This window comes from Bradyrhizobium sp. IC4060 (genome assembly GCF_020193715.1).
Classification (GTDB): domain Bacteria; phylum Pseudomonadota; class Alphaproteobacteria; order Rhizobiales; family Xanthobacteraceae; genus Bradyrhizobium; species Bradyrhizobium yuanmingense.
Window position 1 is genome coordinate 75383 of sequence record NZ_JADYVJ010000016.1, and the last position, 14616, is coordinate 89998.

A 14616-nucleotide genomic window follows, 5' to 3' on the forward strand; every position below is an offset into this window, starting at 1 on the left:
CCTTACGGCTGACGAGCTAGTCCCCTGCCTCCAGCACCAGCTCCATCGTCATCAGTACCGGATTGTCGCCACGGATCAGACGCCCCTCCGCAACGCCGCCGGTATAGTCGATCAGGGCGACATCGAGCGCAGCTTCCAGCGCGCCGGAGGCGCCGGGCGCGATTGTCCCTGCCGTAATCGCCAGCTCCGTCGCAAACGGCTCGGTCACGCCGCCATGGCTGAAGTGCGCGCCGATGGTCGATCCGACGCCGCCATGGATCTTCGCGCGGGCGATGCCGTTCGTGCGGCAGAACGCTTCGAGTGCGCCGGCAAAATCCTGGTTCGGGCGCAGCCGTAGCGCGAAGGCGCGGCTCGTCGTGCGCACGCCGGTGCTTGCAGCCGCGACCGGTCCGAACAGCTTGAAATTGGTCTCCGCATCAGGCTCGGCCGTGAACATCGCACCGTCGAGACCGAAGGCCTCGACCTCGAACGGCTCGGCGACGACGGTCTCGTCCGGCATCATGTGGCCGCCGCTCGTCTTGCCGTCAGCCTCCGTCCACAGTCCGTGGCAATGAAAGAACGGCGCACCGTCGCGCGTGCCGAGCGTCATGCTGCCGAGCCTCAAACGCGTCACGCCGGCGGGCCGGAACGTATCGCTGTAGAACGCCGCATTCTCACCGGTCTTCGACAGCGCCGGCATGACATAGGCGAACGGCCCGAGCGCGCCATGGCGAAAATTCAGCACGCCGCCGGCGAAGCCCTCCGCGGCAAAGCCGCGCCGCGCGGCCTCCAGCAGCGGCAGACCGGCCTGAAGTGTGAACGAGAAAGCGCGTCCCCTCGCCTCCACCCATTGAATGCGTTCGGGAAGCGGCGCGCCCGGCTGCTTGATGCTCCGCATCTGGTGCGCTCAGCTCGCCTTGTCGAGGTCGAGCAGCCCGCGCGCCTCGAGCTCGTCGCGCACCATGCGCTTCGGCACCTTGCCGTAGCCCGATTTCGGCAGCGCGTCCCAGAAGAAGAAGCGCTTCGGCATCTTGTAGCGCGGCACTTTCGGCGACAAGAACGCCGCCATCTCCGCTTCGGTCACCGCCTTCGCGCCTTCTCGGACAACGCAGACGGCGACACCGACCTCGCCCCAGGTCGCGTCGGGCACGCCGAGCACGGCGACCTCGCCGATCCCGGGATGGGTCAGGATCTTCTCCTCGATCTCGCGCGGATAGATATTGGAGCCGCCGGAGATGTACATGTCCGACGCACGTCCTGTGATGTACACAAAACCCTCCTCGTCCATGTGGCCGAGGTCGCCGGTGCGGAACCAGCCATTGCGGAACGCCTTCGCATTGGCTTCGGGGTTGTCGTAATAGCCGGCGAACACGGCAGGCCCGATCACGCAGATCTCACCGCTCTGGTTAGCCTTGAGCTCGCGGCCCTCATCGTCCTGAATCGACACCTGCATGCCGGTGCGCTCGAAGCCGCAGGTGCCGATCCTGGCGTGCGGGCCGTCCTCCGGGTCGTGCAGCGCCGCCGGCAGCACGGTGATGTTGCCGGTGACCTCACCGAGGCCAAAATACTGCACGATCACCTTGCCGAGCTTCTTCAACGCCGCCTTCTGGTCCTCGCGATACATCGGCGCGCCCGCATAGATGACGTAGCGCAGCGAGGAATGGTCGTATTTGCCGGCGGCGGGATGCTCGACCATCATCTTCAGGATGGTCGGCACGGTGAAGAGATTGCTGACGCGATGCGCCTCGATCAGGCGGAACGCCTCGTTGATGTCGAATTTCTCGGTCGGCAGCAGCACGGTGCGCGCGCCGCGCGCGGTCTGCATCAATTGGTGCACGCCGGCACCGTGCGACAACGGTGCCACCACCAGCGAGGCATCCTGCTCGGTCGTGCCGGGCGTCAGATCGGCGAGATGATTGGTAACGACGAATCCCATCTGGCCGTGGGTGAGCACGGCCGCCTTGGAGCGTCCAGTGGTGCCGGAGGTGAAGAAGAACCAGCAGGGATCGTCATGCTCGACCGCGACATTCTCCACAACGGCGCCTGCATGCGAGGCGATCGCATCGGCCACCGAGCGCTCGCCGAACGCGGCCTTGCCGTCGACGCTCCAGGTGAACTCCAGCGCACCGTCCTTCACCGCCGCGGCGTGCTCGGGGAAATCGACATGGCACAGAAACGCCTTGGCGCCGGAGGCCTGCGCAAGATAGCTGACCTCATCCGGCATCAGGCGGAAATTGGTGGGCACCCAGACCGCGCCGAGGCGAAACGCGGCGAACATCGAGACAAACATCTCATCGCCATTCTTGGCATGGACAAGGATGCGGTCGCCCTTGGCAATGCCCCGCGCGGCGAGCGCCGCAGCCAGGGCGGAGACCTGCGCATCGATCTCGCGCCAGGTCCAGGACTTGTCCCCCCAAACGAAGCCGGGACGCGCGCCATGCCGCCGCGCATTCTGGGTGAGCATATAGGCGAGATTCATGACGCGGCGGGACATGCGCAGGGGCTGCATCGGGCTTCCTCTTCGACGACGGGCGGCACGCAAGCCGTCCGTTCATTGCAGCCCATTTATCGCCATCGCCAGCGGCCCTGCAAGGCCGGCTGCCGCGGACTTGGCCTACTGCTTGAACGCAAAAGGCGTCGCCGTGATGGCCTTGGTCTTCCAGCAGGCTTGCGGACCAAAGCCGCCGCAGAAACTGCCATGCAGATCGAAGCGGATGGTGCGCGCGGCTCCGCGCTTCACTGGCGGGGCCATGATCTTATAGCGGAGCACGTAGCCGTCGAACACCTCGCGCACGCTGCCATCCGGCAGCGTCACCATGATCTTCATGACGCAACCGCCGGTTCCGCAATAGGTCGTCTCGCGATCGCCGCATTTGGTGTCCTGGAAATCGACGATGTAGTCCTCGCGGCCATCGCCGGTCAGGTCGATCCTGCGCACCGTATCATGCGCGAAGGTCACCTCGCCGCCTTGCTGGCTCTCGCATTCCTCGTTGGCGTAGCGCACAGCCTTCTGCACGCCGGGCGGATAATCGGCCGGATTGAACGGCTTTGCGTCGTCGGCACGCGCGCCGGTCACGAGCAAGCTGAGCAGGAGGATCAGATATCGCATTGGTGTTGGTCGCAACCACAAACGATATCGTTCAGGAAATCTTAAACATGATCGACGCAACCTCGCTCAGTTCTCGCGTACAGAGTGCCGTATCATGGTCAAAGCGCCTGCCCTCCTTCTGTTGTCACTGGCGCTCGCCGGATGTGCCGCGACTCCGCAAGCGCATCTGGCATCCGATCTCGCCGTCAAGCCTGCGCGTTATGCCTGGGATGGCGCCGGCGAGGATCCCAACCGGCCCCGCGCCGCCTCGCAGCCGACACGAACCTCCAGCCGCTCCGAGCGCAACAGGTTGCAAGCCGACGCTCAGCCCCATTCGAAGGAACGGTGGCAGGCGCAGGATGGCATCGAGGCCGAACAGGACGCCAGGGTCAACCGCTCCCTGGTCATCTGCCAGGGCTGCCTCCGCCCGCAGCCGCAGGCCGAAGATTCCAGGCTCGCCAAAGCGACCGATTGAACGGAACAGCTTCGGATTGGAAACCCCGGCCGGACCGTGCGTTACGATCTCGTGCGCGAGGCCGGCAGCTGCAAGGCAATGATATGAGCGACGTCATCAACAACAAGGCCCATCACCGCTATGAGCTCGACGTGGAGGGTCATCTTGCGACCGAGCACTACCGGCTCGACGGCGGTGTCATCACCTTCGAGCACACCGACGTGCCGAAGGAGCTTGGCGGCAAGGGCATTGGCTCGAAGCTGGTGCAAGGCGCGCTCGACCAGGTCCGCGCCGACGGATTGAAGCTGATCCCGCAATGCCCGTTCGTGAAGGCGTGGATCGACAAGCACCCGGACTATGCGGATCTCGTGACACGGTGAGTGCCCAGGCCCGCCGCTCGTGGCCGGCGGGCCTGCCGTACTTACGGTCTATTGTCCGTGCTTGAGCAAGTCCTGGTCATTCATATCCCAGTCCTGCCATAGCTGGAGAATGCCGAGCAGCACCACCACCGCACCGAGGGTCGTGTGATAGATGCGGAGAAATCCCTCACCGGAATAGCCGATCACGTATGGCGAGGCGATGAGCCACAGTCCGGCCAGGATCGTCATCACCTCCTGCCAGCGCTGCAAGGCGACATATTCGAGCTGGCTGATGCCAAATACGACGAGACCGATCGCGACCGTGTTCAGGATGGCCGTCTGGTGACCGGAGATCGCCTGATCCTGGATCGGGAACCACGGCGAGGCCACGATCACCGCACCCAGCAGCATCCCACACCAGTCTTCCCATGTTCGATGAGTATTCAAGAAACCAGAGTCCGACATCGTACCCTCCTGCAAAAGAGGCATACGTCTGCGGCTGGCGATCATGACACTCCGAATATCTGGCGACCCTGCCGGCCGCATTCGGGCGTATGTCCTTTCTAGGACGTGGGAACCGAACTCCGGCTTGCAAGAGCGGTATCGGGAATTATTTGCGGAGCCGCGGGACCATGCTCGCCGGGCGCCATGGCCATACCGCAGTGCGGTCAGGGCGGCGCGCATTTGCAGATGATCTCATCTGCGCCAATCTCCCCTGGTCCCACCTTGGCAAGGGCCGTGTCAGCCTCCTAGATCAGGAGGCACCTGCAGTTCGGAGGGACCCCGCATGGCGGCTTCGGTACGCGACAACAAGGACAGGAGCCGCTTCGAGCTCGATGTCGGCGACGACATCGCCTTCGCCAATTACCGGCTGACGCCGTCGGCCGTAATCATCACCCACACCGAGACGCCGCGCGCGTTGCGCGGGCGCGGCATCGGCTCCGAGTTGGTCAAGGGCGCGCTCGACCTGATCCGGCGCGACGGCAAGAAGGTGATCGCCGGCTGCGGCTTCGTCGTCGACTATCTCGATCGGCATCCGGAGGATGCGGATCTGGTCGCCTGAATGCAAAAGGGCCCGCGGCGATCGCGGGCCCCTGAGGCACTACCCCAGATCCGGTCAGTGCTTGATCTCCGGCGGCAGCTTGCCGCCATTAGCGGCGAGCTTGGACATCACCTGCTTGTGCAGCCAGACGTTCATGCTCGCCGAGTCGTTCATGTCGCCGCTGTAGCCCAGCTCCTTGGCGAGATCCTTGCGCGCAGCGAGGCTGGAATCGATGTCGAGCGCCTTCATGAGGTCGACGATGGAGGTACGCCATTCCAGCTTCTCGCCCTTGTGCGCGGCGGCCGCCTTGTCGACGATCGCCGCCACGTCGACCGCAGCCATGGGTGCGGCGGCCGGCGCCGAAGGACTTGCCGACCCTGCGGGGGCGCCCGGCGAAGCGGCGCCACCGGCCGGCGCAGCGGAGGCCGGCTGGCCGCCGAAGATCGCGCTGATGATTTTCCCGAAAATGCTCATGTCTGCTCCCCGAAAAGGAATCCGTTGGAAGGGCCTTGCGTGGCACTTATAGACGAAGTTGGTGCGCCGCGCCCGCGAAGTTGCGCGAACGGACAGCAGCATCAGCTTATCTGCGGCGAAATGACGACAGAATGACGCCGCATTGATTGCGTCGCGGCATCGAAATTTCACCCAAGCGTGAGGGACAGGACTCGGACTTGGGAGTATGCTTGCCGTTCAGCTCGCGATGCCATCCGGAATTCGCGTCTGGTCGGGATCGTGGGATTTCAAGAGAATGGGCGGCCGCTTGCGCCGTTTGCCGGCGCCGGATGCAGCCGCTTGGCAAGGGAGCTAGCGACCATGGCCACACTCTACCAGGGCAATGTCCCCACGATGGCCCAGCCCACGGATGAGGCTGGACCGGTGATCCGAACCATACAATTGTCCGATCTGCACGACGCGCTCAGGCGCGGCTGGGAGGATTTCAAGGCCGTTCCGAGCCACGCCATCATCCTCTGCGTGATCTACCCGGTGCTCGGCCTCGTGCTCGCCCGTGTGGTGATGGGCTATTCGGTGCTGCCGCTGCTGTTTCCGCTCGCCGCGGGCTTCGCGCTGATCGGGCCCTTCGCTGCGCTCGGGCTCTACGAGCTTTCCAGCCGGCGCGAGCGCTATGAACCGGCCAGCGCCTGGGATGCCATGGAGGTGCTGCGATCGCCGTCGTTCGGCGCGATGCTCGGCCTCGGTACGTTGCTGCTCGCCCTGTTCGTCACCTGGGTGGCGACCGCGCAGGCGATCTATATCGCGGCGTTCGGCTACGAGGGCGTCACCGGATTCTCGGACTTCATGATGCGCGTGCTGACGACGCAGCAAGGCTGGTGGCTGATCGTGGTTGGCTGCGGCACCGGATTCCTGTTCGCGCTCGCCGCGCTCTGTCTCAGTGCCGTGTCGTTCCCCTTGATGCTGGACCGCCATGCCGGTGCGTTCGAGGCGATGAGCACCTCGTTGCGCGTGGTCGCGAAAAACCCGGTGCCGATGGCGGCCTGGGGCCTGATCGTGGCGGTGCTGCTCGCGCTTGGCACGATCCCGGCCTTCCTCGGCCTCGCCGTTGTGGTCCCGCTGCTCGGGCACGCCACGTGGCACCTTTACCGCAAGGTGATCGCGTCCGATCCGGGCGCACGTCCGGTCCCCCCTCCGCCGCATCGGGCGCGCAAGCCGGCCGCCGACTTCCCGGCCAACCTTTTCCCGTGGCGGAATCGGACTGACGTCTGACAATCTCGTGACGTGCGGCCCTGGCCGGTTCGGACAGGGCCGCGCGCCTTGCTTTGGCCGCGGTTACAGCCGAGATTATGCTGCCGGTCAGGTCAATTCACGGAAATCCATTTCATCTGATGACTCCGACGATTTCTCGTCTTGCTCTCGCAGCCTTGGCCGTCTCCGCGTCCCTTCTCTCAGTCCAGCCAGCGCCCGCCGCGGTTGCCTGCGACTCGGGCAATTTCGACGCTTGGCTGGCTGATTTCAAAACCGACGCTGCGGCGAAGGGCATCTCGCAGCAGACCATCACTGCCGGGCTTGCCGGCGTCACACTGGATCAGAGCGTGCTCAACCGCGACCGCTCGCAAAAGGTCTTCACCCAGAGCTTCGAGGAGTTCTCCGGCCGCATGGTGCCGCCACGCTTGGAGCGCGGCTCCAACAGGATGAAGCAATACGGCTCGGTGCTGTCGCGCATCGAGCAGGCTTACGGCGTGCCGGGCGAAGTCCTGGTCGCGATCTGGGGCCTGGAGACCGATTTCGGCGTCAACACCGGCAAGTTTGCAACGATCCGCTCGCTTGCAACGCTCGCTTACGATTGCCGTCGCTCCGAGCAGTTTCGCGCCGAGCTGTTGGATGCGTTGCGCATCGTCCAGCGCGGCGATCTTGCGCCTGCCGACATGAAAGGCGCCTGGGCCGGCGAGCTCGGCCAGACCCAGTTCATGCCGTCATCCTGGATGAAATATGCCATCGACTTCGACGGCAACGGCAAGCGCGATCTTCTGCATAACGTGCCCGACGTGCTCGCCTCCACGGCCAATTATCTGGTCGGCTATGGCTGGCAGAAGGGCAAGGACTGGCAGCCGGGCAGCCCGAACTTTGAGGTGCTCAAGCAGTGGAACAAGAGCGAGGTCTACTCCAAGACCGTGGCCTATTTTGCCGCACAGCTCGCACGCGCCCCTTAGATCTCAGCCCAGCCGAAGCGCGCCGAATCGCCGCTGCCGAACCCCGGCAAGCGGGCCTAGCCTGTAGCGGCGCCAGCGCATCGCTCATGGGCGCATTTTCGGTATTCAATGGATCTTAAAGTGAATCCATATTCATATAATGGCGTCGCGTCCTATGCGAATCAGGCAGGCATGACTTGAGTCTATAAGCTGCTGGGTTGAACTTGCTGGCCGCTTATAGGCAACCTATTTCCGCGATGACCCATATCAATCTGTGACATAAGCCCGTTATTTTACGAGTACTTATCGCCGACACCGGACGACCTTGGCCAAGCTCTGGGCGGGAGGGCCTTCCGGTTAATCATCCGTTACGTACGCCATGCGCACAGCGCTTAGCTGCATCGCAACATCGGAACTTTCGCACTGCACCACTCTCACCTATATTCATTTCAACGATGAGGCCTCAAGCAAAGGCTGAATCGAACTACAGGAGACTACCAATGCTGCTCTCGCTCATCCGCATGATCCAGGCCTTCCGGGACTATCAGCGCAATGTTGCCGAGCTGTCCCAGCTCAGCGATCGCGAATTGGCCGATATCGGCCTCGATCGCTCGGACATCCCGCGCGTTGCCGCCGGTCAGTATCAGGGCTGATATCCTTCAGCCCTTCACTAGAACGGACCGATAGCGCCCGCCTCGTGCGGGCGTTGTCGCATCTGGTGGCAGAAAACTCGATCTCGGCGATTCCACTCTCCGCCGAAAAGCGCTACCTGTCCGCCCCATGACAGGACCCCAATCCAACCTCGTCCACGTGATCGGTGCCGGCCTCGCCGGTTCGGAAGCTGCCTGGCAGATTGCGAAGTCCGGCGTGCCCGTGGTGCTGCACGAGATGCGGCCGACCCGCATGACCGACGCGCACCGCACCGACGGACTTGCCGAGCTCGTCTGCTCCAACTCGTTCCGCTCGGATGACGCCGCCAACAACGCCGTCGGCCTGCTGCATGCGGAGATGCGCCGCCTCGGCTCGCTGATCATGCGCGCGGCCGACGCCAACCAGGTGCCCGCCGGCGGCGCACTCGCGGTCGATCGCGACGGCTTCTCGGCGGCCGTCACCAAGGCGCTGAACGATCATCCCCTGATCGAGATCGCGCGCGGCGAGATCGCGGGCCTTCCGCCGGCCGCGTGGAGCAACGTCATCGTCGCCACCGGCCCTCTCACCTCCGCGCCGCTGGCCGACGCCATCCGCGAACTGACCGACGAGAACGCCCTCGCCTTCTTCGACGCCATCGCGCCGATCGTGCACCGCGAGTCCATCGACATGTCGGTGGCCTGGTTCCAATCGCGCTACGACAAGGTTGGCCCCGGCGGCAACGGTGCCGACTACATAAACTGCCCCATGACCAAGGAGCAGTATGAGGGCTTCGTCGCCGCGCTGATCGCCGGCGAGAAGACCGAGTTCAAGGAATGGGAGACCAACACGCCCTATTTCGACGGCTGCCTGCCGATCGAGGTGATGGCTGAACGTGGCCCCGAGACGCTGCGCCATGGTCCCATGAAGCCGGTCGGCCTCACCAACCCGCACGATCCCACCACGAAACCGTACGCGATCGTGCAACTGCGCCAGGACAACAAGCTCGGCACGCTCTACAACATCGTCGGCTTCCAGACCAAGCTGAAGTATGGCGAGCAGCAGCGCATCTTCCGCACCATTCCGGGGTTGGAGAACGCCGAATTCGCCCGCCTCGGCGGCCTGCATCGCAACACCTTCCTGAACTCGCCGAAGCTGCTCGATGGCCAGCTGCGGCTGCGCGCACAGACGCGGCTGCGCTTCGCCGGCCAGATGACGGGCTGCGAAGGCTATGTGGAGTCCGCCAGCGTCGGCTTGATCGCGGGTCTCTATGCAGCCGCGGAAGCGCGCGGCGAGACGCTTGTCAGCCCGCCGGCTACGACCGCACTGGGATCGCTGCTCGGTCACATCACCGGCGGCCATATCGAGACCATCGAGCCGGGCACGCGCTCGTTCCAGCCGATGAACATCAATTTCGGCCTGTTCCCGCCGCTCGCGAGCTTGCCAACGAAGAAGCCCGACGGCACGAGGCTGCGCGGCAACGAGAAGACGGTGGCCAAGAAGCAGGCGCTGAGCGCACGGGCGCTCGCCGATCTCGATCGCTGGATCGCCGATCACCTGCGCATTGCCGCCGCCGCGTGAGTTTGCAATGAGCTTGCCCAAAGACGACGCCGCAGAGCTGTCGGCGCGCTGGACCGAAGGCGTGCTGCTCAAGCGCGACGTGTTCTCGACCGTCGAGCGCGGCCGTTTCCGCAGCGAAAGCGGCGAGATCGACGCGGTGCTGCGCCGGCTCGACGAGGTGCCATGGTGGTCGTTCCTGCTGGCACGCCACCTGTTCGCCCGCGAGAAGCGGGCCCTGGTACGCGCCAAAGGCCTCGACGTCGGCCCCGAGTTGCTGTGGGCCGGGCGCCGCGCCCTGGTGCGCGGCTTCGTCGACGGCGTCGCGCTGCATCTGGCAAAGCCCCATGGCGATCTCGCCTATTTCCGCTCCGCCAAGGCCGCACTGCGCCGGCTGCGCCGCGCCGGCATCTGCCACAACGATCTTGCCAAGGAGCAGAACTGGCTGGTCGGTCGCGACGGCCGCGCCTATGTGACCGACTTCCAGCTCGCCGCGTGCTTTGAGCGCCGCGGCCGGCTCTATCGCATCCTCGCCTATGAGGACCTCCGGCATCTGCTCAAGCACAAGCGCTCCTACGCGCCCGAGGCGCTGACGCCGCGAGAGCGAAAGATCCTGGCGAGGAAGTCGTTCGCCGCGAGCCTATGGCTCGCCACCGGCAAGAAGGTCTATCGCGCCATCACCCGCGGCCTGTTCAACTTCACCGATCGCGAGGGCGGCGGCCGTCGGCTCGTCAACGACGCGCCGGTGCTGGCCGAGCTGATCCGCCGGAATCCCGCCGTGCGCGACGCCGCCATCGTCGCCTTTGCCGACCGTCGCTCCGGTGTCGGGCTTTACGCCTTCGTCGAAGCCGATCAGGCCGCGCTCGAGGGCCAGCTCCGCAGCGAGCTTGCCGCCTCCAAGGGACCGAAGCCGCCCGAGCACATCCAGGTCGTGCACGCCCTGCCACGCAACGCCAGCGGCAAGCCACGCATCGAGGTCCTGCAACTGGTCGCCATGAACCAGCTCGACCTGATCGAGCCGATGATGAAGAACGAGCAGGATCGCGCCTTCCTCAAGGATATCCTGGAGCAGCGCAAGAACCTGCGCGACCGCTTCAATTTCGAGGCGAAGCTCCCGACGAGCTAGCGCGGAATCTGCGCCTTGAAGCCTCCACAATGGCGATCGAGAAGCGCTTGGATCAGGAAGGGTTGGCAGAGATCATGGGCGCTCGGGGGACGATGATGCATCGTATGGTTGGCGGAACGATCGCCGGCCTTGTGCTGCTGGCAGGGGCGCCTGCGCTGGCCGACTCACCGGCGGAGCTGATCTCCAGCTTCCGTCTCAAGCATGGTGAGGCCCGCGTCGTGCGCGACGCCACCCTCGATCGCATCGCCATGGATCAGGCCCGCGCGATGGCGGCGAAGGACGACCTCAGCCACGACACACTCGGCCCATTCAATCGCCGCGTCGCACCGGCCGGCGCGGGCCGCGCCGCAGAGAACATCGCCTACGGCTACGACAGTTTCGACAAGACGCTGGGCCAGTGGATCGACTCCTCCGGGCACCGCAAGAACCTGTTGCTGCACAATGCCTCCCGCGTCGGCATTGCCAGCGCCAAGAATGCGAGTGGCAAGCGCACCTATTGGGCCATGGTCATCGCCGGCGACTACGAGAAGGGCAAAGGCAAGAAAAAGGACAAGGAGCCCGTCGTCGCGGTGAAGCGCGAGGTACCGCCCGCGAGCAAGCCGAAGTCCGGCAACTGTCACGTCAAGCTGCTCGGCCTCTGCATCTGAGGCGCGACCGTCTCAGCCGCGGCGCGCGGCTTCGATCGCGGCGACGTCGATCTTCGTCATCCCCATCATCGCATCGAAGGCGCGCTTGGCCTCCGTGCCACCGGCGGCCAGCGCCTCGGTCAGCACCCGCGGCGTGATCTGCCAGGAGACTCCCCATCTGTCCTTGCACCAGCCGCACGCACTCTCCTGCCCGCCATTGCCGACGATGACGTTCCAGTAGCGATCGGTCTCCGCCTGATCGTCGGTGGCGATCTGGAACGAGAAGGCCTCGTTGTGCTTGAAGACGGGTCCGCCATTGAGACCGAGACAGGCAACGCCGGCTACCGTGAACTCGACGGTCAGGACATCGCCTGCCTTGCCGGACGGATAGTCGCTGGGCGCGCGATGGACCGCACTCACCGCGCTGTCGGGAAACGTCTCGGCATAGAAGCGGGCCGCGGCTTCAGCATCCTTGTCGTACCAGAGGCAGATCGTGTTCTTTGCCATTGGGTATTCCCTGTGATTCCGTGCCAGATTGCGCTTCCGATCAGCATAGGCATCCCGATCTGCATGCTCCAGCTGGAACAGTCGTTTGCCCGAGCTTGCTCGCGTGCGTCATTGTGTCTACGAGGAACCTGAAGATGGAGGCTCTGACGTGATCGACATCAACCAGATTCGTGCCGACACGCCTGCTGCCTCCCGGCTCGCGTATCTCCACAATGCCGGTGCGGCTCTCATGCCCGCGCCCGTCGTCGCGGCGATGAAGGGACATATCGATCTCGAGAGCGAGATCGGCGGCTATGCCGCAGCCGATCGCGCGTCAGATCGGCTCGAAGCCGTTTACGGCTCAGTGGCCCGGCTCCTGAACGCATCGCCGGATGAAATCGCCCTGGTGGAGAACGCGACGGTTGCCTGGCAGATGGCGTTCTATTCGCTTTCATTTCGAGAGGGCGACCGGATCCTGACGGCCGAAGCGGAGTACGCCGCCAACTATGTTGCGTTTCTTCAGGCCGCCAAACGCACAGGCGCGGTCATCGATGTGGTGCCGAGCGATGCGACGGGCGAGTTCGACGTCGGCGCACTCGAACGTATGATCGACGAACGCGTGAAGCTGATCGCCATCACCTGGGTTCCGACCAATGGCGGGCTGACCAATCCCGCAGCGGCCATCGGCAGAATTGCGCGAGCACACGGCATCCCCTATCTGCTCGATGCCTGCCAGGCGGTCGGCCAGATGGAGGTCGACGTCGAGGCCATCGGCTGCGACATGCTGTCGGCCACGGGACGCAAATTCCTGCGGGGACCGCGTGGTACCGGCTTTCTCTATGTGCGCGGGGCGCTCCTGCAGCAGCTCGAGCCACCGATGATCGACCATTTTGCAGCGCCCTGGGTCTCGCGCGATGAATATCGGCTCCGCGACGATGCCCGCCGCTTCGAGACATGGGAGAATAATTACGCCGCCCGGCTTGGGCTCGGCGCTGCCGTCGATTATGCGCTCGACATCGGCATGGATGCCATCGAGGAGCGCTGCCGGCTGCTCGCGGGCCGCCTTCGCAGCGGCCTCGCTTCCATTCGCGGCATCACTATTCACGACCTTGGCCGCAAGCCTGGCGCCATCGTCAGCTTCACTTTGGATGGATATGAAGCGGAGGCCATTGTCAGCAGCGCCGCGGCGGCGGGCATCACAATCGGCGCTTCAGACCCGTCGAGTACCCGCATCGATGCCCAGAACCGCGAGCTGCCGCCGCTCGTCCGAGCTTCCCCCCACTACTACAACACCCAAGCCGAGATCGACCGGCTGATCGACCACGTCGCGGATTTGGCGTCACGTTAGCGCGTGCTCAGGTGCAGCGCGCGCTCAGTCCGGATGCGCTGAGCCTGGCCATCACCTCGTTGAGATGGGCGGCATCGCGGGTCTCGATGACAAGCTGCAGCAGCGTCGCCTTGGCCGGCAGGTCGGAGAAGGTCCGCTGGTGTGAGACCTCGATGATATTCGCACCCGCTTCGGCCAGCAGTGCCGCTACCGCGGCGAGCTGCCCCGGCCTGTCGGGGATATCGAGCGACAATTGCGTCAGCCGCCCCTCGCGCGCGAGCTCGCGGGTGAGCACGGAGGCGATCAGCCGCGTGTCGATATTGCCTCCGCTCAGCACGAGGCCGACCTTCTCGCCGGCAAAGCGGGACGGATCGGACATCAGCGCGGCGAGGCCGGCGGCGCCGGCGCCCTCGACGACGGTCTTCTCGATCGAGATCAGGGTCGCGACTGCGCGCTCAAGCTCGGCTTCGTTGACGAGCGCAATATCGTCGACGAGGCGCCGAACGATTTCGGTGGTGATCTTGCCCGGTGATTTCACCGCGATGCCCTCGGCGAGCGTATCGCCGCGCGCCGGCAGATTGCCGTCGTGAATGGCGTTGTACATCGAGGGATAGAGCCAGGCCTCGACGCCCAGTATCCTGAGCGACGGCTTGATCGACTTCGCGGCAATGGCAATCCCGCTGATCAAACCGCCGCCGCCGATCGGGACGACCAGCGTGTCGAGCTCCGGGACCGCCTTCAGCATTTCCAGCCCGATCGTGCCCTGCCCGGCGATGACGAGCGGATCGTCGTAAGGATGGACGAAGACCATGCCGTGCGCTTCACCGTGGCTGCGCGCAAAGGCGGCCGCCTCCTCCAGCGTCGCGCCCGTGACCACCACCTCGGCGCCGTGATGCCGGGTGTTCTCGATCTTCACCATGGGCGTGCCGATCGGCATCACGATGGTGGCGGGAATGCCGAGCCGCTTGGCGTGGTAGGCAACGCCTTGCGCGTGGTTGCCCGCGGACATCGCGATCACGCCCCGCGCGCGCTCCTCCGCCGTCAGAGCGGTAAGCCGGTTGAGCGCGCCGCGCTCCTTGAACGAGGAGGTGAACTGCAGGTTCTCGAATTTGAGCCAGATGTCGCAGCCGCAGATGCTGCTCAGCGTCCGGCTATGGCTACAAGGCGTCTCGACGACGGCGCCTTGTATGGTCTTGGCGGCGGCCTGAATGTCTTCCGGTGCGACCGGAAGGCCGCTGAGATCGAACGAGCTTTGGGACATGTCAGCCATAGGACAGCATAGAGCATTTGGGCGGGCCAG

17 protein-coding genes are annotated in these 14616 nt (G+C 64.8%); 10 read left to right on the top strand and 7 right to left on the bottom strand.

All coding sequences use genetic code 11. From position 1 onward, the window contains the following. Positions 1-16: 16 nt before the first annotated feature. The 3 genes from I6F16_RS33095 to I6F16_RS33105 all read right to left on the bottom strand — a co-directional run bounded on the left by I6F16_RS33095 (position 17) and on the right by I6F16_RS33105 (position 3088). Positions 17-877 (bottom strand): DUF296 domain-containing protein, encoded by an 861-nt coding sequence (locus tag I6F16_RS33095; RefSeq protein ID WP_225174300.1) that lies wholly within the window; start codon positions 875-877, stop codon positions 17-19. Between the two features lie 9 nt (positions 878-886). Further along, a complete protein-coding gene (locus I6F16_RS33100; protein ID WP_036012717.1) occupies positions 887-2488 on the bottom strand; it encodes an acyl-CoA synthetase in 1602 nt (533 codons plus the stop codon). A gap of 105 nt (positions 2489-2593) precedes the next feature. After that, positions 2594-3088 carry a hypothetical protein gene (locus I6F16_RS33105; RefSeq protein WP_225112472.1) on the bottom strand — a complete coding sequence of 165 codons (495 nt, stop codon included), beginning with the start codon at positions 3086-3088 and terminating at the stop codon, positions 2594-2596. A 94-nt stretch (positions 3089-3182) separates the two neighbouring features. On the opposite strand from I6F16_RS33105, the gene I6F16_RS33110 reads away from it, so the two are divergent. After that, positions 3183-3542 (top strand): hypothetical protein, encoded by a 360-nt coding sequence (locus tag I6F16_RS33110; RefSeq protein ID WP_036012720.1) that lies wholly within the window; start codon positions 3183-3185, stop codon positions 3540-3542. Between the two features lie 83 nt (positions 3543-3625). Continuing rightward, entirely contained in the window at positions 3626-3901 is a 276-nt protein-coding gene (locus tag I6F16_RS33115; RefSeq protein ID WP_036028195.1) for a GNAT family N-acetyltransferase, read from the top strand. A 48-nt stretch (positions 3902-3949) separates the two neighbouring features. Here I6F16_RS33115 and I6F16_RS33120 read toward each other — a convergent pair whose 3' ends face one another. Continuing rightward, entirely contained in the window at positions 3950-4345 is a 396-nt protein-coding gene (locus tag I6F16_RS33120; protein WP_057029358.1) for an SPW repeat protein, read from the bottom strand. 322 nt (positions 4346-4667) lie between these two features. On the opposite strand from I6F16_RS33120, the gene I6F16_RS33125 reads away from it, so the two are divergent. Continuing rightward, positions 4668-4943, top strand: a complete 276-nt coding sequence (locus tag I6F16_RS33125; RefSeq protein WP_036044205.1) for a GNAT family N-acetyltransferase — start codon at positions 4668-4670, stop codon at positions 4941-4943. Positions 4944-4997: 54 nt separating this feature from the next. Here the strand turns inward: I6F16_RS33125 and I6F16_RS33130 are convergent, their stop codons facing one another. Next, positions 4998-5396, bottom strand: a complete 399-nt coding sequence (locus I6F16_RS33130; RefSeq protein ID WP_036028199.1) for a DUF3597 domain-containing protein — start codon at positions 5394-5396, stop codon at positions 4998-5000. 339 nt (positions 5397-5735) lie between these two features. Here I6F16_RS33130 and I6F16_RS33135 point away from each other — a divergent pair, with 339 nt between their 5' ends. From I6F16_RS33135 to I6F16_RS33160, 6 genes are all read left to right on the top strand, one after another. Continuing rightward, a complete protein-coding gene (locus tag I6F16_RS33135) occupies positions 5736-6644 on the top strand; it encodes a DUF2189 domain-containing protein (RefSeq protein ID WP_225112474.1) in 909 nt (302 codons plus the stop codon). A 119-nt stretch (positions 6645-6763) separates the two neighbouring features. Then, entirely contained in the window at positions 6764-7588 is an 825-nt protein-coding gene (locus I6F16_RS33140) for a lytic murein transglycosylase (RefSeq protein ID WP_036012731.1), read from the top strand. Between the two features lie 479 nt (positions 7589-8067). Continuing rightward, the gene (locus I6F16_RS33145) at positions 8068-8220 is read left to right on the top strand and encodes a DUF1127 domain-containing protein (RefSeq protein WP_007590701.1); all 153 of its coding nucleotides are present in this window, start codon (positions 8068-8070) and stop codon (positions 8218-8220) included. Between the two features lie 127 nt (positions 8221-8347). Beyond that, a complete protein-coding gene (gene trmFO / locus I6F16_RS33150) occupies positions 8348-9775 on the top strand; it encodes a methylenetetrahydrofolate--tRNA-(uracil(54)-C(5))-methyltransferase (FADH(2)-oxidizing) TrmFO (RefSeq protein ID WP_225151703.1) in 1428 nt (475 codons plus the stop codon). A gap of 7 nt (positions 9776-9782) precedes the next feature. Then, entirely contained in the window at positions 9783-10877 is a 1095-nt protein-coding gene (locus I6F16_RS33155) for a serine/threonine protein kinase (RefSeq protein ID WP_225112476.1), read from the top strand. A gap of 95 nt (positions 10878-10972) precedes the next feature. After that, on the top strand, positions 10973-11524 hold the full coding sequence (locus I6F16_RS33160; protein WP_036028219.1) for a CAP domain-containing protein: 552 nt from the start codon (positions 10973-10975) through the stop codon (positions 11522-11524). 12 nt (positions 11525-11536) lie between these two features. Here the strand turns inward: I6F16_RS33160 and I6F16_RS33165 are convergent, their stop codons facing one another. Then, a complete protein-coding gene (locus I6F16_RS33165; RefSeq protein ID WP_225112477.1) occupies positions 11537-12010 on the bottom strand; it encodes a VOC family protein in 474 nt (157 codons plus the stop codon). A gap of 148 nt (positions 12011-12158) precedes the next feature. Between I6F16_RS33165 and I6F16_RS33170 the strand changes: the two genes are divergently transcribed. Then, the gene (locus I6F16_RS33170; RefSeq protein WP_225112478.1) at positions 12159-13337 is read left to right on the top strand and encodes an aminotransferase class V-fold PLP-dependent enzyme; all 1179 of its coding nucleotides are present in this window, start codon (positions 12159-12161) and stop codon (positions 13335-13337) included. 7 nt (positions 13338-13344) lie between these two features. Here I6F16_RS33170 and I6F16_RS33175 read toward each other — a convergent pair whose 3' ends face one another. Next, positions 13345-14586, bottom strand: a complete 1242-nt coding sequence (locus tag I6F16_RS33175) for a threonine ammonia-lyase (protein ID WP_225112479.1) — start codon at positions 14584-14586, stop codon at positions 13345-13347. Positions 14587-14616: the final 30 nt, after the last annotated feature.